This window comes from Oceanobacillus chungangensis, from assembly GCF_003369565.1.
GTDB lineage: Bacteria > Bacillota > Bacilli > Bacillales > Amphibacillaceae > Oceanobacillus > Oceanobacillus chungangensis.
In genome coordinates, this window is record NZ_PIOD01000004.1 from 1 (window position 1) to 17,963 (window position 17,963).

Sequence of the window (17,963 nt, forward strand, 5' to 3'; positions counted from 1 at the left end):
TGGATTAAGTCCAGTCGATTACCGAACTCAATCAACCCAATCAGCTGCATAATAAAAACTCTAACTTATAGGGGTAAGCACCTACGGCGGTCTTTTTTAACTAAAGGGGCAGTTTAGTTTAAGTACAATCTGTCACAAGGTATAGAAAAAAAGCCGACCTCCACTACTGAAAATCGGCATTAGCTTCTACATAATTAACTTTTATCAAGACTTTCGGCTAAGCGTTTATCCTGTGGTCAAGTTCTCCCTAAGCCGCTTCATATCTTCTATTGGAGGAAAGCCAAACATTCGTGAATATTCACGGCTGAATTGCGATGGGCTTTCATAGCCTACACGATATGCCACTGCAGTGGCATCGGCGGACTCAGATAATAACAGACGACGAGCTTCCCGTAGTTTTAATTGTTTTTGAAACTGGATAGGGCTCATTGCAGTTACTTCTTTAAAATGCTTATGAAACGAGGACACGCTCATATTGGCTGTTTCTGCAAGCTCTTCAACCTTAAAAAGTTTATCATAGTTAGTCATTATTAGTTGGATGGCATTTTTAATGTGATAAGCACTGTTGCCTTTTATTACAATTTTCTTTAGCGTATCACCATGTTCCCCCTTCAGAACTCTATAAATCACCTCTTTTGTGAACAGAGGAGCAAGTGTAGGAATATCATCGGGAGTATCTAAAAGTCGAACTAACCTCGCTACTGCATCCAACAAAGATGGATTTAGTTTGCTGACAAACATGCCCCGACTTGGATTCCCTTCTGAAGCATATGAAAAGTTGACATCACCCATAACTCCCAAGATTTGGTCAACCGAAAGTTCTAGTATAAATCCTAAATAAGGATTTTCAGAAGATGTCTCGATGATTTGGCTTGTAGCAGGTAAGTCGACAGATGCAACAAGGTAATCTCCAGGACCGTATTTATAGTCCTCCATTCCCACCGACACTTCTTTCACACCTTGAGCAGTAATGCAAAGGGATGGCTTATAAACCCCATAGTTAGGATCTTTATCAGTAGAACGCCGAACAAAAGATAAAGAAGGAATAGCAGTCTCGTGAACACCGTTCGTACCTGTGTGACGCTCGATGACTCTAGCTAATTCTGTTTGCTGAGTTAATGTTTTCTCTTGCATAAATTCTCCTCTTCTCCTTGGGATTAGTATGTACATTATAATTTGTAATATATAGTTTTGTAAACGCCCTTATAGAGGATTAGGCTAACATTGAACACGAATAGGTTATAGGTTTTCTTTCAAATTGATTATAATGAATAGTAGATTAACAAGTTCTACAAATTCTAGGTTTTTTTCCTTAAAAATGAAATAACAGGAGGATTTTACATGCAAAAAGTAATTATGAACAATGGTGTTGAGATGCCTATACTAGGCTTTGGAGTATTTCAAATGAATGATGAAAATGAATGTGAACAAGCTGTTCTTGACGCAATAAATGCAGGTTATCGTCTTATTGATACAGCAGCTTCTTATATAAATGAAGAAGCAGTGGGGAGAGCAATCAAGCGTAGTGGTGTACCGAGAGAGGAATTGTTTATTACCACTAAACTCTGGGTTCAGGATGCTGGGTATGAGAGCACGAAAAAAGCATTCGCAAATTCACTGGAAAGACTTCAATTGGATTATTTGGACTTGTATTTAATTCACCAGCCCTTTGGTGATGTTCACGGTTCTTGGCGTGCGATGGAGGAATTGTACCATGAAGGTCAAATCAAGGCTATCGGAGTGAGTAACTTCCACCCGGACCGCTTGATCGATTTAATCATTCATAATGAAGTTGTTCCTGCAGTTAACCAAGTCGAAACACATGTATACAATCAACAAATTGAAAGTCATAACTTTATGAAGGAGAATAATGTTCAAATTGAGTCTTGGGGGCCATTTGCTGAAGGTAAAAATAACTTCTTCCAAAACAAAATTTTAGTATCAATCGCTGAAAAGTATAATAAATCCGTGGCTCAGGTGGCTTTACGGTGGCTGAAACAAAGAGGCATTGTTGCGATTCCAAAGTCTGTTCGTAAGGAAAAAATCGTCGAAAACTTCAATATCTTTGACTTCGAACTAAGCATTGAGGATATGGAGAAGATTGCTACGTTAGATACGAAGGAGAGCTTATTCTTTTCTCATAGAGACCCTGAAATGGTGAATAGGATAGGTACCCGTAAATTAGATATTTAATACTCTTTTTTTGAACAACAGCCTTAAGTTCTGCAACTGATAGAGGATTTTGTTTTTTCACCTCAACAACCATTTGAAAGAATATATTTTATGAGCTTTAAAAATACTGTATTTGAAAACGGTGCGATAAGAAGGTTTGAAAAAGTGATAAGCAACCATAGAGATTTAATTATTAAGCTAGCTTCTAGTATGGGGATTTCACTTGAAAAAAATATTGAAGAAATTGAAAAATTGGTCTGGAAGGAAGTCTTTTCCAAAAAAAATGAGATGGAATTGATATCAAAATTATGTAAGCAAATTATTATAGGTTTACAAGAAGATTGTTTTGTAAATAAATGGGATAAGTTCCGGGTTACTTCCGATAACAGGAATTCCTCTTCTACTTATGAGCTATGGGGGAAGCTCTGTACTAGCTACCATGCTTGGATTAGGTATCGTTTTATATACTCTTATCGAACAAAAAAATACTCATTTTCATAGAAGGGTTCTTAGAGATGGAAAAGAATTATCAAACATAGAAAAACGTGTGATAATATGTAAAGGAATAATTTATCTATTGTTCTCCATTCTATATATTGCTCTGTTCTTTACTTATTTTTTTAACGAGTGCTTCTTTCGTTATCCACCTTTAAATTAGGCTATGTGAATGTTGTTACACATAGTCTTTTTATTGGGGATTTTTGAAATTATTAAGAGGAATGTTCCTAATCCGAAGATAAAATCGCTCAAAACCGAATTTATTTCGTTTTTGAGCGATTTACTTAGGTTTGATTATTCTTGTAAAGCATGATTAAGCAATGCTTTTACAAGCTTCAGCACACTTAAAGCAAGAGTCAGCACATTTTTGGCAGTGGTCATGATCATGCTTTTTGCATTCGTTTCCACATGCTTCACAAATCTTAACACAAACAGCAGCCAACTCAGTAATGAAAGGTGAGTTTCTTAAAAGCGCCTGTTCTAAATAATTACATACATCTGCGCACTCTCTATCCAACCGCATGCATTCTGCCATCATTTTAATATCGTCTTCCTTTAAACACGCATCGAAGCAGTGGTTACATGCAGTCATACACTCATGCAAAGTCTGAATTAGTTCATCATGTTGTTCATCTGACATTTCCACAAACCCTCCTAGTTAATAATACCTTACACTTAAATGAAATTCCCAGTATATATTTTATTAAACTGCAATCTAATATTATTTTGCTGCAGCGGAATTATCAAGATGAAACTCATCGGGAACAAAAGGGAATGCTTGAATGGGCGGAGGGGGAAGGTTATCACCCGTTTGATCGTGGGGAGGTAAATGGTTGGATACGACTTACATTTGTAAATCACTATAGGAATAGTAACCCATGTAAATTGGTAAATGAGCATGAGCTTATCAGTGGATGAAGCAGTTGATACTAGTGAAAGGAATACACGGTATACTTCGACAAGAACTGCCAAAAACCGGAAAGTGACAGGCACAAATGTAAATTTTTTCAGGTGCCTTAAGCATAGTTATTTTTGCTTAATTGTCGTATATTAAAGCTGATTTTACTCCTTTTATGCTTCCTTTTCATATTTTCCTTGGTTATTTAGTATTTATAGCTCAGTAATATTTCCCCAAGTTACCTTATAAACGTCATTAATTATCCCGAATTACGACCCATTCGTCAAAAATTTAAAAAATATAATATATAGAAATAATTGGAAATATTAATTATAATATAGGAAACGGATGTTCTTTTAGGTTGTATCATAGATATTAATTTTGCCTTTATTAGATAGAAGGGAGGAGGATTAGGATGGAAGAAAAAATATGTCCTGATGAGGAACAATGTGAATACACATGGGCAAGAAAATTTGTCGATGAAAATGAGTTGATTTTTCAAAACAATCTAATGCGATCCTTTTTGCTTACGAAGAAAAATTGCTTTCTGCTGGATCAGTCCATCCGCTATTCAACATTTGATACTAAAAAGGCTTTAGACGAGGCGTTTCGCGACCACCTTGCCGAGATTAGGTTAATTAGTCAATTGTCTAATGATTTGCGGAGATATGCCATTCGTTACGATCAGAAAGTTAACTTGTATAGAAAACGGCAATTATTAATTATGGACCAGCCAATTAATGAAGATGCGATGATCATCACATCAAAAGTAGATCTTATTGCAGACAATTACGCTTTATCTGTTGATGAGGAAGCATTAAAAAACGATCAACATTTGGAAAGTTTTATTGAAAATTTTACTCTTTATCATGCTATTCGTTCCCTCACACCCAGACAGAAATATATTTTAGAAGCATCGTATCTTTTCAATTTGACAGATACGGAAATAGCTGCTAAAGAAGGTGTCTCCCAGCAATCCATTTCAAAAACTAGAAATAAAGCATTAAGTAATCTGAAAAAACAACTATTAGCAGAGGAGGGAAAATATGAATGAAGTTTCTGCTCTTTCTGATATGATACAATTAGTAGGTAATGTTGGATTTCCGGTGGTAGTGGCTTTAATATTATTAATCCGTTATGAGGTTAGAATGGAACGCTTAGAAAAACATTCAGAAAATTTATCGGATATTATAAATGAATTAAGGAGGGACATTTCATGACTCGACTCATTGACTTAACGAAAAAAGTTCAAGAGCATAATGATATCGATTCATTGGAAATTGTTCTTAGATTATTCGAACCTAAAATCAGAGCCTCATTGAAACAAACATCTCCCCAGGAACAGGTCGACCTATACCAGGAACTTAGAATAAGAATTATAGAGATAGTCAGGCAATACGACTATAGCAGCACTTATGGTTTTTGGGAATTTGCGGATATTCTAAAAGAACAACACTCCTTAGAGTATGCGGAATCAAAGTAACTTATGTATAATCGTGATAATAAAATACTTTCTTTTAGAGTGGAGTTAAAAAGCTCAAAATTAAATTATATCGTTGATTATTATTATCTCTATAGCCCGTTTCCTTTCTAAAGGGGACGGCTACATAATGCTAGAGAAAACGAGTTTAACTCACTTTTCGTCTCCCCACATCTCCTGGTGGGGAAGAAAGCTGCATTATGCCCCTTAATTGCTCTTACTGCCTATACTACTTATCTTTATGTTGAACAATCCTGCCATCTTCCAAAATCCTTTGAACAAATAAATTCTGATGATGACTATTCCGACCAATGTATAAAATAGGCAAAAGGGAGGACTCTTTGTTCTCCCTTTTGCCTTAAGTTTAGCTTTCCTGGACTGCTTCAGTTGGAATTTGAAGGTAATATTTTGCCATTTCAACTGCATTTTCAGCTTCAATATATCCCCATACGTCATCAAGTGTTGGGTGAGAAGTAGCTTTTAGGATGCTCTTAATATCATTTGGACTGAGATTCGGATTCGCTTCCAGCATAAGGGCAATGATCCCTGCACAAATTGGTGTCGCCATAGATGTACCAGACAATTGAATATAATTTTCATCGATAATCATCTCCGGTAGTTGAGATTCAATTGCTGATCCTGTAGCTAACAAGGAGATAATATTTGTACCTGGTGCATAAATATCCGGCTTAATCAGGGTATCAATTGTAGGACCTCTACTAGAATAATCTGCTATAATATCATCTGTACGCTCTAACGTGTTCTGATCATCAGTTGATCCAACCGTAATGATAAATGGGTCGATTGCTGGGGTACTGATAGTCGATGCAGCAGGTCCACTGTTCCCAGCAGCAGCACATACAACAATTCCTTGATGCCACGCAGCTTGAGCAGCTATTGACAATGGATCAACTCTGAAAGATTCATAGGCGGGTGCTCCGAGCGAAAGAGAGATAATCCGTATATTATACTCCTCTTTATGATCCATACACCATTCCAATCCTTCTATAATCGTTGATAGTCTGCCACTTCCTTGTTCATCTAGAACCTTTATTCCAATGATAGAGGCTTCTGGTGCTGGACCTATATATTTTCCGTTAGAGAGGCTTCCATTTCCAGCAGCATCTCCAGCACAATGTGTTCCGTGTCCATTATCATCGTACGGTTCGCTTTTTCCGTTTATCAAATCGTGAAAAGCTATAATTCTATTATTAGGACTCGTCAAGTCTTCATGTGGATGGATCCCTGTATCTATTACTGCAATCGTAACGCCATTTCCAGTTAAATCGAGCCGTTCTCGCACTTTGACAGCTCCAATTTGCTCACAAGCAATATCGAGATAGGAGGTTACTATCCGGTCGTAAAAAATCCGATCTACTGCTTCATGATCTTTAATTTTTTTTATTTTATCAGGTGTTAAATGGCCTTTTACACCATTAATACTGTGTAGTTCTTTACCGAGTTTGTTTTGAGAGTCAACATTACATACTTTTAGGAGGTCGTTTTTTTTGTCTTGATTACAATTCTTTTTCAAATAAACGATAATGGGGATTTCATTGTTGCTTGTCACATTCTTGTTTACTTTTCGAGAATTCCGTAATTGTTCGACTAAGCCAGGGTCCAGTTTACGTTCGACATCTTCAAACCATATCTTTTTCCTGTTACTCATTTTACTCCTCCTTTTATAATAATCTATCTTCATTAATAGATTATCAATTACGAATAGTAAAAACAATCCAACGTTATAACTATTTTAAGGGATAAGTTTGCTTCATGGGGGGCTGAAGGATATTTGTGAAGAATATTTAAATGAAGAAAATGATGCTGAGAAAATAGAAAAAATAAATCATATGACTCTCCAGCTAATGATTACTACAAACTAAGTTAAAGCAGTACTCCATGTTGAAGTTGAATGAAAAGGGATTCATTTATCGTATTTTTGTTTAATAAGTGCTATAATAAAATATCAAGTATAATCTACTAGATTCTTTATTGAATAATAAAGAGGTCAAATTCCCCTATTTTAGGGAAGATGAGGTGAATGGAATGAATGAAGTAACTCGTAATAAAAATAATCAGTTAGGTGGAATATTGCAAGAAATGGGCCGTGTAATGGTTGCGTTTTCTGGCGGTGTTGATAGCGCTGTAGTATTGAAAAGAGCAAAGCAAGAACTTGGCGATCAAGTGTTAGCTGTTGTTGTTGCTTCTGAACTATATCGTGATTCTGAATTTGATGCAGCAGTTAAATTGGCGGAAGATATGGGTGTCGCTGTTCTTAAGACGGAAATTAAAGAACTTGAGGATGCGAATATCGTAGCTAATAATCCAGAAAGCTGGTATTACAGCAAAAAATTATTGTACACACATTTAAATAAATTAGCGAAAGAATTAGATTATCCATTTGTATTAGACGGTATGATTATGGATGACGAAGCGGATTTCCGTCCAGGTTTAAAAGCTAGAACTGAAGAAGGAATTCGCAGTGTATTACAGGAAGCAAATATTTATAAGACAGAAGTTCGTGAACTTGCAAAAGAATTAGATCTTCCAGTTTGGAATAAACTTGCTTCATGTAGCTTGGCATCAAGATTCCCATATGGTACAGCACTTGATAAACAAAAAGTAAATCAAGTAAATGAAGCTGAGCTTTATCTAGCTAGAATTGGTTTTGCTTCTGTTCGCGTACGTTATCATGAGAATGTAGCAAGAATTGAAGTTGCTGCAGATAAGATTGCTGATCTATTAACGAAACGTGAAGAAATTCAAAACAAACTCGTATCACTTGGATTCGATTATGTATCTGTTGACCTTCGCGGATACCGTTCAGGAAGTATGAATGAAGTTCTTCCAGAATTAACAGAACAAAAAGTGGCTGTAAATGCTTAATTGAAATCATTATTTTTTGCCGGGAGGGTACCACTTCCCGGTTATTTTTTTCTATTTAGAATGAAACTTGAATAATAGGTTATGAACCGATTATCTGCTATAATGCAATGTTGTAAAGGTTACATTAAAAGGTAAGGAGAATAGACATGAAAATTCTTTATTTGGATTGTTTTTCTGGTTTAAGCGGAGATATGACAATAGGTGCGCTTCTTGATGCAGGTGGGGATTTTCCCCATTTAGAAAACGAATTAAAGAAATTACAAATAGATGATGAATATGAGCTTAAAATAAGCAAGGTTGTAAAAAATGGAATCACGAGTACAAAGTTTGATGTAGTGCTGGGAAATGAACTGGTTTATGATCATACGCATGATCATAGCAAGCATGAACACGGGAAACAAAATGTACATACACATGATCATAGCAGTCATCATCATCATGAACATAGTCATACACACAATCATGATCATTCGCACAGTCATGAACATCATCACCGTGCCTACCGCGATATTGTCCAATTGATTAAACAAGCAGGATTCTCTGAAAAAGTAGAAGAGATGGCATTGAAAATGTTTAAAAAAATCGGCGAAGCAGAGGGTAAAATTCATGGTGTGCCATTAGCTGATGTTCATTTCCATGAGGTTGGGGCAGTGGATTCCATCATCGATATTGTTGGGACGGCAATTTTAGTTGAACAGCTTGGAATAGATGAAATTAGATCAGCCCCAGTACCAACAGGATCAGGTCACATTCATATCGACCATGGGGTATATCCAGTACCAGCTCCAGCAACATTGGAAATTTTACGTGGCGTGCCACTTGCAAAGAGTGAACTAAAATCAGAGCTTACAACACCAACTGGAGCAGCAATTGCAGCTGTACTCGCTACTGAATACGGCACATTCCCAGCAATGAAGGTTACGCAAATTGGTTATGGTGCAGGAACGAAAAGCTTTCCAAATCACCCGAATGTACTTCGCGTAATGATCGGTGAATAGCATATTGGATAAATTATTATCGGTGAAACTAGGAATTACGGGGTGGAAAATTGATGGAAAATATTTTGAAATTAGTACAAGCAGGTGCTTTATCGATAGAAGAAGCGAAGAAAGCATTAGCTACATATGAAGATTTAGGATTTGCGAAAGTAGACCATCATCGGCAGAAACGGCAAGGATTTCCTGAAATTATTTATGGAGAAGGAAAATCGGTGGAACAAATCATTACAATCCTTGAGGCAATTAAGGCGAAGCAAAATGACGTTTTAATTACAAGGATTTCTGATGAAAAGGCGAGCAAGGTGCTAGAAGTCCATCCAGAGTTTACCTACCATCCAGTAGCGGAAATTTTGTATTGGAAATCAGAGGGGAAACAAGAAAAATCTGAAAGCTTTATCGCGGTACTTTGTGCAGGTACATCTGATTTACGTGTTGCAGAAGAAGCGGCAATTACTGCAGAGGTACTCGGAAGTAATGTGAAGCGATTCTATGATGTTGGTGTAGCGGGAATTCATCGCTTACTTGATCACGCCGAAGAAATTCAAAAAGCATCGGTTTCCGTTGTGGTGGCGGGGATGGAAGGTGCGCTGCCAAGTGTTGTTGGTGGACTTGTATCTCATCCGGTAATTGCAGTACCGACTAGTGTAGGCTATGGTGCTAATTTTCACGGATTGTCGGCATTGCTAACCATGCTAAACTCCTGTGCGAGCGGTATAAGTGTCGTAAACATTGATAACGGATTCGGTGGGGCTTATAGTGCTGTATTGATTGATCAGCTTGCTAGGAAGAACAAGTGAAATTAATGTTGGTAGTTAGGAAAGGATAAATCCTTTCTAATTACATAAGTACAATCAAGTTTTCTAAGAAGAAAGGGGGAAAATTCAACATGACTGCGAAGCATCCGCCAAATCATGAACATATTGATAATGAAATGATAAAAATGGAAGTAAATCTTGATGATATTTCTGGGGAGTGGATTGGTAATGTGATGGACCTCCTCTTTGATGCAGGAGCGAATGATGTATTTTATACGCCAATCTATATGAAGAAGAATCGACCTGGAGTACTACTGCAATTACTTTGCTCCGTTCAAGCAATCGATAAAATGAAAGAAATATTGTTGAAGGAAACAACAACTTTAGGGATTCGCTATTATCCGATTACAGTTCACAGGATGGAGCGACGATTTATCGTGATTGAAACCGAGTGGGGAAACGTGACCGTGAAACAAGGAATTTATCATGGGAAGGTTTTTCAAAGTTCGCCAGAGTATGAAGACTGCCGTAAACTTGCAAAACTTCATAACTTGCCATTGAAAAAGGTGTATGAAGCGGTTTGGAAGAAATTGTAATACATAGTAAATTAAAGAAGCTATCTCAATTGTAAGTTGAGTTGAAAGATCAGATGGCTTCTTTTAGTATAATGATATGTCAAATAATGAATTAACATTTAATTATGACAGGAGTGGTAGACATGAAAGCACTTATTTTTGAGGAGTTTGGTGGACCAGATGTATTGAAATATCAAGAAATATCAGATCCAATTATAAAGGAAAATGAAATATTAGTGCGGATGAAGGCAATTGGCTTGAACTTTGCGGATATATATAGAAGAAAAGGAAATTATCATCTTGCTGGTAAGCCACCATATATATTGGGATATGAGGGAGCGGGGGTTGTTGAAAGCGTTGGAGCTAGCGTATCAAATATAAGTGTGGGTGACCGGGTAGCATTTGCTGATGTTCCATATGCAAATGCGGAATTAGTTGCTGTTCCAATTGAAAAGGTAATCCCATTACCTGATGAGATAACATATGAAGCTGCCTCCTCTATATTATTACAGGGGCTGACCGCGCAATACTTAACGAAGGATAGTTATCAAATTAAATCAGGCGATTATGTTCTTGTCCATGCCGCAGCAGGTGGTGTTGGGCAGAATTTGATTCAAATAGGGAAACATTTAGGTGGTAAAGTGATTGGCCTAACGTCAACTTTAGAAAAATCCAAAGCAGCGTATGAAGCTGGAGCAGACTATGTATGCTTATATGAAGAGGATTGGTTAGAAAAAGTAAAAGAAATAACGAACAGACAAGGTGTAGATGTTGTATATGAATCTGTTGGCTCAACATTAGCAGCTAGCTTTAATGCAACAAGAATAGGTGGTACTGTAGTATTTTATGGAATGTCTGGCGGAGACCCTACACCTGTGGACCCAAGAATGTTAATGGATACATCCAAGACTCTAACCGGAGGGGATTTGTGGAATGTATTAACTTCATTCGAGGAAAGAAAGATACGCTCGAAGCAGTTATTTGACTGGATGATAGCAGGAAAACTAAAAGTCAAGACCCCCACAAAATTTGATTTAATCGATGGTGCTGAAGCACATCGATTATTAGAAAGCAGAAAGAGCTTAGGTAAAATTATCCTTGTGCCTTAAGGTTTGATATAAAAATAAACAATGAGAGCGTTCTAATCTAGCAGCTCCACTAATAGATACTTTAGTAACGGGTTTCAGTAAGTAAGAGCATTCAATTTATTTTTCGCTAATGTTCGACGACTAAGCTCGGGAAGTGACAGGAACCAAATAATATATTAGGATGAAAATATTATTTGGAATTAGTAGAAAGGGGTTGTTATTCAACAAGTTTGTTTTAGTCTTACTGTGGATTTTTAAAGCATTACATGACATGATTTACAGCAGAGAGTTTTATCGAAATTATTATGAATAAAATGGATAATCCTTTCTCTTAAAAAAATATTAACTTGGGGTGTACATATTGGATAAGAAACGTTGGATTGCATTAGTAATAGCCGTTGGAATATTCATCGTGTCAATTATTTCACAAATTCGTACAACCGTTGCAACTACAGATTTTGATTCTATATTTAATTCGTTTAATGGGAAGTATGGAGAAGAAGTAATTGATCTAGGAACTAGTATGGATAAAATCGCAGTGCTCAGACTGAATGGAGTAATTCAGGAAGGCATTGCGCCAGGGTTGTTGAGTACGGGTTCATATAATCATCAACGATTTTTGGACTTGCTTGACCATGCAGGAGAAGATAAATCCATTAAGGCAATTGTAATGGACGTGAATACCCCTGGCGGTGGGGTTGTGGAAAGTGCAGAGATTCATGAAAAGGTATTGGAGATTCAACAAACCTATAAGAAACCAGTATATGTATCAATGGGGAATACTGCTGCATCTGGCGGGTATTATATTTCTGCTCCGGCAGATAAAATTGTTGCCCATCCGGCCACATTAACAGGATCGATTGGCGTTATTATGCAAGCATTAAATTATGCAGAGCTTGCAGATAATCTTGGAATTGATTTTAACACGATTAAAAGCGGAGAATATAAAGATATTATGTCTGCCTCACGTGAAATGACAGATGGAGAAAGAACAATTCTTCAAACGATGATTGATGAGCTATATGGTGAATTTGTTCAAGTAATTGTTGATGGTCGTGGTATGTCAGAATCAACTGTTAGAGAATTAGGGGATGGACGAGTTTATACCGGGACTCAAGCGAAGGAAAATGGCTTGGTTGATGAGCTAGGAACTTTAGATGACACAATAGCGATGATGAAAGAGGAACAAGGTTTATCAGATGCGACTGTAATTGAATATACAAATGGATTTGAATTCAACAAATTTTTAGGTGGAGCAGTACAGAGCGTATTCGGCAATCAGTCAGAATTAGCTGATCTGGAGAATATTTTTAGGGAAGCAAATGCACCAAGGGCAATGTACTTATATTCAAGATAAGGAGGATGATATGCTGCTATGAGTGACGAACAAATGGAATATGATATTGCTGCATCACTTACAGATAATACAAGATATGCAGGTTTTTGGATAAGATTTTGGGCATATTTAGCTGATTTGGTTATCGTTTTTAGTATCAATGGAATCCTTCTTAGCCCACTTAAGTTTATCGACGGTGGAAAACCGATTGAGCTTGGCTATTGGACTCTAGCGGGATTAATTAGTGTGCTTGTTCTTTATTTATACTTTTTATTAATGACAAAATACTATGGGCAAACACTAGGTAAAATGATTTTTGGAATAAAGGTGATTCGTAAAGACCTTAAAGCACTACAGTGGAGTGATATTGTTTTCCGTGAGCTGGTGGGGAGATTCTTTTACCGGGTTATATTCATTGCGCAACTATTATATATTGTCGTTGCGTTTGATGGTAAGAAGCAAGGTATACATGATATGATTAGCGATACTAGAGTCGTACATCAATAGAAATCAAAATAAAGGCAGCTTTAGATAAATATCTAAGCTGCCTTTATTTTGATTATTAATTGAAACTTATTTGGGAAGTAAACCGTATTAAAATGAGGGAATATCCAGTGTTTGCTGCAATAGATAGTACTTGCAAATTACCATCTATTACTGAAGGCAGCACTTTATTAGAATAGTCGAAAGTACAAATCGGGGGAGAACGCATGAATAATTTAAATATCCAACTCGCAAAAATAAAGGGGTACCTTAGTCAGAAGCAAAAATGGGAGCTGCAATTGGCGGATTATTGCAAAGAATTATTAGTGATTGAGGATGCAATATCTGCCTTAGAAAAACAGTTAACAGCTGAAATGAAGGATGTCAAAAAGCTAGAACGGGTGGGGTTTACTAATTTATTTCAAACCTTTTTTGGCTCAAAGGAAGAGAAGCTGACGAAGGAAAAGCAGGAGGTCATAGCAGTTCAACTTCAGCTCAAAGAAGCAGAGAATACGAAAGCAGAAATTTTTCATTCAGTTACAGAATTAGAGCGCAAAATCGAAAACTTAGCACATATCGAAATGGAATATGAACGATTGCTTGTAAGAAAGGAAGAATTTATCAAGAATAGCAATTCAGCTTCAGCAAATAAATTATTTGAGTTAACAGAGCTAGCAGGGGATATACAGCTCATGCTGACAGAGCTCAATGAAGCAATAACAGCAGGGAATATTGCGAATGGTAACCTAGAGAATGCAGTCAAATCGCTTGAAAGTGCATCAGGATGGGGAACGTTTGATTTATTCGGCGGTGGAGCAATTGCTAGCATGGTTAAGCATAGTCATATTGACGAGGCAGCGAATTCGATTCATAACGCACAGTCTAGTATGCGACGTTTTCAAAAGGAATTACTCGATGTGGATGAGGCTGCCAATATAGACATCGATATTTCTGGCTTATTAAAGTTTGCGGACTTTTTCTTTGATGATATTATTTCCGATTGGATGGTGCAAGGGAGAATTGAAGATTCGTTGAAGCAGGCGAGAAATCAATTAGCCAAAGTTGGACGTATCATTCATAAACTTGAAGCTGAAGTACTGGAGCTGGAAAGAGAGCTTACAAGCATTGAAATAGAGAGAAAGGAACTAATTGAGATAGCTTAGCTAAAGGTCTAACGAGGGTTGTCAGCTTATGTTTTTGGAGACAACCCTCCTATTCTATAATCAAGTCTGTTACTATCCGATAAAATTGAGCAATTCCCGGTTAAATTTATCTTTTTCCTCCCAAAACAATCCATGTCCACTTTTTTCGAACCACACGAGCTTTGAATTTCGAATGCCTTGATGTAATGCTGATGCAATTGGTGGTAAACATACCCTGTCATGCACGCCCTGAAGGATTAGTGTAGGAACCTGAACTTTACCAAGATCATTAAATAGGGTTTCATCTCTCAAAGATATTGCTAAACTTACCGTAGCGTAACCCGCCGCTTCAAGCCCTAACTGGAAAAACCAATCGGAAAAAGCTTTTGTGAGCTTTTGATAGAAAAACATCTCGGTAAAATTAGAAAGCATTTGCGGTCGGTCTTGATAGGTTTGTTGAATAAGTTGATCAACATCGCTTTTCTTTAGTCCATAAGGAAATCCTGGTTGTTCTGTGAAACTAGGAGCTGCCGCTGCAAAGAGGGCTAATTTTGCAACGCCATATCCATGATGCCGAGCCATGTAACGAATCACAATTGCACCACCAACCGAATGTCCTGCTAATGTGAAGTTTTGTAAGCCAAGCGTCTCGACCACATAACGAATATCATCAGCAAGTCGATCATATGAATATCCATCCCATGGCTTATCCGATTTGCCGAATCCTCTGATGTCAATCCCAATACAACGATAACCTTGACCTGGAAGAATATTAAACTGATACTCAAATAATCTATGGTTTGCCGGCCAGCCGTGAACAAAGAGGATGACCTTTTCACTTGTTGGGTTCACATCTTCCACAAAAATATTTACGGTAGGTTCCACTTTCACATAATATCCCAAAACAGCACCCTCCTTAAACAATCTACTCTCTACATAGTTATTAGTTGAAGGGGCTGTTTAAGAACTTATTTGAAAAATTAAGGTCGAAACTGGAATCTTTAGTATGGGGGGGAAGGAAAGAGAATTCGATGTGAGTTTTATCAACAAAGGCATGTGGTTCTGAATCGAACACACATGCCTTAAATTACTTCTATAACACATATCCATATATACAAATGAAATGAAACAAGCTACCAATTAAAATAAAGATGTGAAAAATCTCATGAAATCCCCAATTTTTATATTGAAGGAACTTCGGTTTGAATCCATAGATAATTCCACCAATGGTGTAGGCTAATCCACCAAGAATTAAGAATACCATTCCACCAGTTCCGAGCGTTGGTGCGAGTTCACCTGTAAAGAAAATAACGAGCCAGCCCATCCCTAAATAAATTGCTGTTGATAACCATCTCGGTGAGTGGAACCAAGTTAATTTAAATGTTACACCAAGCAGTGCTAAGCCATTAACGATAAAGAAAAGAACCCAACCTAATGTACCGTTTAGACTGATTAAACAAAAAGGTGTGTACGTTCCGGCGATGAGAATGAATATCATGGAATGGTCAATCCTCCGGAACCAAGCAATCACCTGGTCCTTAGCAATCACCATATGATATGTAGCAGAAGCGGAATATAATAAAATCATGCTTACACCAAAAATAATTACCGCTGTAATCGCTAGAACTGATTCAGTTGTAATTGCTGCCTTGATAATCATTAGTACTAGACCAACGACAGCTAATAATGCGCCGAAGAGATGTGTCAAACCATTAATCGGTTCTCGAATATAATTATTCAAATTAATCAACACCTTTATTTTTAAGTAGTTTCCAATACTATATGATAATCATATAGGTATCTCGCCATCTAGTCAATGTTTACATCGTGAAAATTTAATCGTATAATGGAACATATTAAAATAGAATATTGGAGTGGTGATAATGGAAAATATCAATGAATTAATGAAAGAATTGCATTTGGATACCACTCTATCACTTAAGGACATTCCAGAGATTAACCTCTATATGGATCAAGTGATTCAATTATTTGAGAATAAATTTGCACCGACAAAAAGAAATGACGATGAAAAAATATTAACAAAAACAATGGTTAATAATTATGCAAAGGGCAAGTTATTTTTTCCGATTAAAAATAAAAAATATACAAAAGAACATATCATGTTGATTAGTATGATTTATCAAATGAAGAGTGCATTATCAATTAATGATATTAAAAAAAGCCTACAGACACTAAATGAAAAAATATTAGAGGAAGAGGAATTCAACATAGAAAAGCTATATGATCGTTATCTAATATTAGCAGAAAATAATGTTGCACGTTTTCTTGATGATAGTATGGCATTAAATCAAGAAATCTTCCCAGATATAGCGGAGCAAGAAAATATAGATGCTGAATATTTTCAGCAATTATTATTAGTTGCCTCATTTGCAAATATGAGTAATTTATACCGCAGAGCAGCAGAAAAAATTATTGATGGCATGAAAGAGCCTCAAGCGAAAAGAGACTAGTTAAGTTGATTTCTTGTTTACTATTACTAGTAGCGATAAAATAGAGACAGCGTTTTGAGAGGAGAAACTAAATTGACTACATATCCAAAAGTGAACGAAACCAAAGATTTAATTAAACAATTAGTATCAATACCTAGTCCATCTGGAAAGACTGGAAAGGTTATTCAATTTGTTGAGGATTATCTTAAAAAAATACATGTCGAAACGAAGCGCAATCGTAAAGGTGGATTAATTGCAACATTGCCAGGAGAAAATAACCAAGAACATCGGATGTTGACTGCTCATGTCGATACCTTAGGAGCAATGGTGAAAGAAGTGAAGCCGAATGGTCGATTGCGTCTCGATTTGATTGGCGGATTTCGCTACAACTCGATTGAGGGAGAATATTGTGAAATCCATACTACTAGTGGTAAGATTTTTACCGGCACAATCTTAATGCATCAAACTTCCGTGCATGTTTATAAAGATGCTGGGGATGCGAAACGTGACCAAGTGAATATGGAGGTCCGTATCGATGCTAGGGTAGAAAACGCAGAAGATATACGAGCTCTTGGCATTGAAGTGGGTGATTTTGTTTCTTTTGACCCTCGTGTGGAATTAACAGATAACGGCTTTATTAAGTCACGTCATCTAGATGATAAAGCTAGCGTTGCAATCCTATTACAGCTAATGAAGCGATTGAAAGAAGAAAAAGTCGCTCTTCCATATACAACACATTTTCTAATTTCTAATAATGAAGAAATTGGTTATGGTGGTAATTCAAATATTACACCAGAAACAATCGAATATTTAGCAGTAGATATGGGAGCAATGGGAGATGGTCAATCAACAGATGAATACACAGTTTCCATTTGTGTAAAGGATGCCAGTGGTCCGTATCATTATGAATTACGTAAAAACCTAGTGGAATTAGCAGTGGAAAATAAGCTTGGCTATAAATTAGATATTTACCCATATTATGGTTCCGATGCTTCGGCAGCAATCCGTGCTGGCCATGATATTGTTCACGGTTTAATTGGACCAGGAATCGATTCTTCACACGCATTCGAAAGAACCCATGAAGAATCACTTTTGAATACGGAAAAATTACTGTATCATTACGTACAATCTTCCATGGTATCTATTTAATTAGAATGATGAACTTACCTTTTAAAAGGTAGGTTCTTTTCCTATAGATGAAG

Annotated in this window: 21 protein-coding genes; 16 read left to right on the forward strand and 5 right to left on the reverse strand. The window is 36.8% G+C overall.

Annotated elements, in window-relative coordinates; translation table 11 throughout:
- Positions 1–225: 225 nt before the first annotated feature.
- Positions 226–1,134 (reverse strand): AraC family transcriptional regulator, encoded by a 909-nt coding sequence (locus CWR45_RS03315; protein ID WP_115748385.1) that lies wholly within the window; start codon positions 1,132–1,134, stop codon positions 226–228.
- Positions 1,135–1,341: 207 nt separating this feature from the next.
- Here CWR45_RS03315 and CWR45_RS03320 point away from each other — a divergent pair, with 207 nt between their 5' ends.
- The 3 genes from CWR45_RS03320 (at position 1,342) to CWR45_RS20440 (ending at position 2,830) form a co-directional block, all read left to right on the forward strand.
- On the forward strand, positions 1,342–2,193 hold the full coding sequence (locus CWR45_RS03320) for an aldo/keto reductase (protein WP_115748386.1): 852 nt from the start codon (positions 1,342–1,344) through the stop codon (positions 2,191–2,193).
- Between the two features lie 90 nt (positions 2,194–2,283).
- The gene (locus tag CWR45_RS20435; RefSeq protein WP_425453593.1) at positions 2,284–2,673 is read left to right on the forward strand and encodes a hypothetical protein; all 390 of its coding nucleotides are present in this window, start codon (positions 2,284–2,286) and stop codon (positions 2,671–2,673) included.
- Complete coding sequence (locus CWR45_RS20440) at positions 2,579–2,830, forward strand: hypothetical protein (RefSeq protein WP_425453591.1); 252 nt, start codon at positions 2,579–2,581, stop codon at positions 2,828–2,830. The genes CWR45_RS20435 and CWR45_RS20440 overlap by 95 nt, the downstream gene beginning before the upstream one ends.
- Before the next feature lie 153 nt (positions 2,831–2,983).
- Here CWR45_RS20440 and CWR45_RS03330 read toward each other — a convergent pair whose 3' ends face one another.
- Entirely contained in the window at positions 2,984–3,310 is a 327-nt protein-coding gene (locus CWR45_RS03330) for a four-helix bundle copper-binding protein (protein WP_115748388.1), read from the reverse strand.
- A gap of 673 nt (positions 3,311–3,983) precedes the next feature.
- Between CWR45_RS03330 and CWR45_RS03335 the strand changes: the two genes are divergently transcribed.
- Genes CWR45_RS03335 through CWR45_RS03345 form a run of 3 tightly spaced genes read left to right on the forward strand, consistent with a single transcriptional unit; the run spans position 3,984 to position 5,051 of the window.
- Positions 3,984–4,622: a sigma-70 family RNA polymerase sigma factor gene (locus tag CWR45_RS03335; protein WP_115748389.1), complete on the forward strand. Its 639-nt coding sequence runs from the start codon at positions 3,984–3,986 to the stop codon at positions 4,620–4,622.
- The gene (locus tag CWR45_RS03340) at positions 4,615–4,788 is read left to right on the forward strand and encodes a YvrJ family protein (protein ID WP_115748390.1); all 174 of its coding nucleotides are present in this window, start codon (positions 4,615–4,617) and stop codon (positions 4,786–4,788) included. The genes CWR45_RS03335 and CWR45_RS03340 overlap by 8 nt, the downstream gene beginning before the upstream one ends.
- Entirely contained in the window at positions 4,785–5,051 is a 267-nt protein-coding gene (locus CWR45_RS03345) for a helix-turn-helix domain-containing protein (RefSeq protein WP_115748391.1), read from the forward strand. Before CWR45_RS03340 ends, CWR45_RS03345 begins: the two co-directional genes overlap by 4 nt.
- Before the next feature lie 361 nt (positions 5,052–5,412).
- On the opposite strand, the gene CWR45_RS03350 is transcribed toward CWR45_RS03345, so the two are convergent.
- The gene (locus tag CWR45_RS03350; RefSeq protein ID WP_115748392.1) at positions 5,413–6,717 is read right to left on the reverse strand and encodes a S8 family serine peptidase; all 1,305 of its coding nucleotides are present in this window, start codon (positions 6,715–6,717) and stop codon (positions 5,413–5,415) included.
- 377 nt (positions 6,718–7,094) lie between these two features.
- On the opposite strand from CWR45_RS03350, the gene larE reads away from it, so the two are divergent.
- From larE to CWR45_RS03390, 8 genes are all read left to right on the forward strand, one after another.
- On the forward strand, positions 7,095–7,934 hold the full coding sequence (gene larE, locus CWR45_RS03355) for an ATP-dependent sacrificial sulfur transferase LarE (RefSeq protein ID WP_115748393.1): 840 nt from the start codon (positions 7,095–7,097) through the stop codon (positions 7,932–7,934).
- A gap of 146 nt (positions 7,935–8,080) precedes the next feature.
- The gene (gene larC, locus CWR45_RS03360; RefSeq protein ID WP_115748394.1) at positions 8,081–8,932 is read left to right on the forward strand and encodes a nickel pincer cofactor biosynthesis protein LarC; all 852 of its coding nucleotides are present in this window, start codon (positions 8,081–8,083) and stop codon (positions 8,930–8,932) included.
- A gap of 50 nt (positions 8,933–8,982) precedes the next feature.
- Positions 8,983–9,729: a nickel pincer cofactor biosynthesis protein LarB gene (gene larB, locus CWR45_RS03365; protein WP_115748395.1), complete on the forward strand. Its 747-nt coding sequence runs from the start codon at positions 8,983–8,985 to the stop codon at positions 9,727–9,729.
- A gap of 89 nt (positions 9,730–9,818) precedes the next feature.
- Positions 9,819–10,283, forward strand: coding sequence for a nickel pincer cofactor biosynthesis protein LarC2 (gene larC2, locus CWR45_RS03370; RefSeq protein ID WP_115748396.1), 465 nt, complete (start codon positions 9,819–9,821; stop codon positions 10,281–10,283).
- 122 nt (positions 10,284–10,405) lie between these two features.
- Positions 10,406–11,371 carry a quinone oxidoreductase family protein gene (locus tag CWR45_RS03375; RefSeq protein WP_115748397.1) on the forward strand — a complete coding sequence of 322 codons (966 nt, stop codon included), beginning with the start codon at positions 10,406–10,408 and terminating at the stop codon, positions 11,369–11,371.
- A 340-nt stretch (positions 11,372–11,711) separates the two neighbouring features.
- On the forward strand, positions 11,712–12,707 hold the full coding sequence (sppA, locus tag CWR45_RS03380) for a signal peptide peptidase SppA (RefSeq protein ID WP_115748398.1): 996 nt from the start codon (positions 11,712–11,714) through the stop codon (positions 12,705–12,707).
- Between the two features lie 18 nt (positions 12,708–12,725).
- Complete coding sequence (locus CWR45_RS03385) at positions 12,726–13,193, forward strand: RDD family protein (protein ID WP_115748399.1); 468 nt, start codon at positions 12,726–12,728, stop codon at positions 13,191–13,193.
- A 203-nt stretch (positions 13,194–13,396) separates the two neighbouring features.
- Positions 13,397–14,332: a hypothetical protein gene (locus tag CWR45_RS03390; protein ID WP_115748400.1), complete on the forward strand. Its 936-nt coding sequence runs from the start codon at positions 13,397–13,399 to the stop codon at positions 14,330–14,332.
- A gap of 72 nt (positions 14,333–14,404) precedes the next feature.
- On the opposite strand, the gene CWR45_RS03395 is transcribed toward CWR45_RS03390, so the two are convergent.
- Positions 14,405–15,214, reverse strand: a complete 810-nt coding sequence (locus CWR45_RS03395; RefSeq protein ID WP_115748401.1) for an alpha/beta fold hydrolase — start codon at positions 15,212–15,214, stop codon at positions 14,405–14,407.
- Between the two features lie 190 nt (positions 15,215–15,404).
- Complete coding sequence (trhA, locus tag CWR45_RS03400) at positions 15,405–16,052, reverse strand: PAQR family membrane homeostasis protein TrhA (RefSeq protein WP_115748402.1); 648 nt, start codon at positions 16,050–16,052, stop codon at positions 15,405–15,407.
- A 142-nt stretch (positions 16,053–16,194) separates the two neighbouring features.
- Here trhA and CWR45_RS03405 point away from each other — a divergent pair, with 142 nt between their 5' ends.
- Both CWR45_RS03405 and CWR45_RS03410 read left to right on the forward strand, forming a co-directional pair.
- Positions 16,195–16,782, forward strand: a complete 588-nt coding sequence (locus tag CWR45_RS03405; RefSeq protein WP_115748403.1) for a DUF1836 domain-containing protein — start codon at positions 16,195–16,197, stop codon at positions 16,780–16,782.
- 72 nt (positions 16,783–16,854) lie between these two features.
- Positions 16,855–17,910: a M42 family metallopeptidase gene (locus CWR45_RS03410; protein ID WP_211315925.1), complete on the forward strand. Its 1,056-nt coding sequence runs from the start codon at positions 16,855–16,857 to the stop codon at positions 17,908–17,910.
- The last annotated feature ends 53 nt before the right edge of the window (positions 17,911–17,963 follow it).

Bases quoted from the DNA above. Each gene is read 5' to 3' on its own strand.
- CWR45_RS03315 (WP_115748385.1), bottom strand. From the start codon at position 1,134: ATGCAAGAGAAAACATTAACTCAGCAAACAGAATTAGCTAGAGTCATC.
- CWR45_RS03350 (WP_115748392.1), bottom strand. From the start codon at position 6,717: ATGAGTAACAGGAAAAAGATATGGTTTGAAGATGTCGAACGTAAACTG.
- CWR45_RS20435 (WP_425453593.1), top strand. From the start codon at position 2,284: ATGAGCTTTAAAAATACTGTATTTGAAAACGGTGCGATAAGAAGGTTT.
- larC2 (WP_115748396.1), top strand. From the start codon at position 9,819: ATGACTGCGAAGCATCCGCCAAATCATGAACATATTGATAATGAAATG.
- CWR45_RS03335 (WP_115748389.1), top strand. From the start codon at position 3,984: ATGGAAGAAAAAATATGTCCTGATGAGGAACAATGTGAATACACATGG.
- CWR45_RS20440 (WP_425453591.1), top strand. From the start codon at position 2,579: ATGAGCTATGGGGGAAGCTCTGTACTAGCTACCATGCTTGGATTAGGT.
- CWR45_RS03385 (WP_115748399.1), top strand. From the start codon at position 12,726: ATGAGTGACGAACAAATGGAATATGATATTGCTGCATCACTTACAGAT.
- CWR45_RS03405 (WP_115748403.1), top strand. From the start codon at position 16,195: ATGGAAAATATCAATGAATTAATGAAAGAATTGCATTTGGATACCACT.
- CWR45_RS03340 (WP_115748390.1), top strand. From the start codon at position 4,615: ATGAATGAAGTTTCTGCTCTTTCTGATATGATACAATTAGTAGGTAAT.
- CWR45_RS03345 (WP_115748391.1), top strand. From the start codon at position 4,785: ATGACTCGACTCATTGACTTAACGAAAAAAGTTCAAGAGCATAATGAT.
- CWR45_RS03390 (WP_115748400.1), top strand. From the start codon at position 13,397: ATGAATAATTTAAATATCCAACTCGCAAAAATAAAGGGGTACCTTAGT.
- larC (WP_115748394.1), top strand. From the start codon at position 8,081: ATGAAAATTCTTTATTTGGATTGTTTTTCTGGTTTAAGCGGAGATATG.
- CWR45_RS03375 (WP_115748397.1), top strand. From the start codon at position 10,406: ATGAAAGCACTTATTTTTGAGGAGTTTGGTGGACCAGATGTATTGAAA.
- CWR45_RS03320 (WP_115748386.1), top strand. From the start codon at position 1,342: ATGCAAAAAGTAATTATGAACAATGGTGTTGAGATGCCTATACTAGGC.
- CWR45_RS03330 (WP_115748388.1), bottom strand. From the start codon at position 3,310: ATGTCAGATGAACAACATGATGAACTAATTCAGACTTTGCATGAGTGT.
- larE (WP_115748393.1), top strand. From the start codon at position 7,095: ATGAATGAAGTAACTCGTAATAAAAATAATCAGTTAGGTGGAATATTG.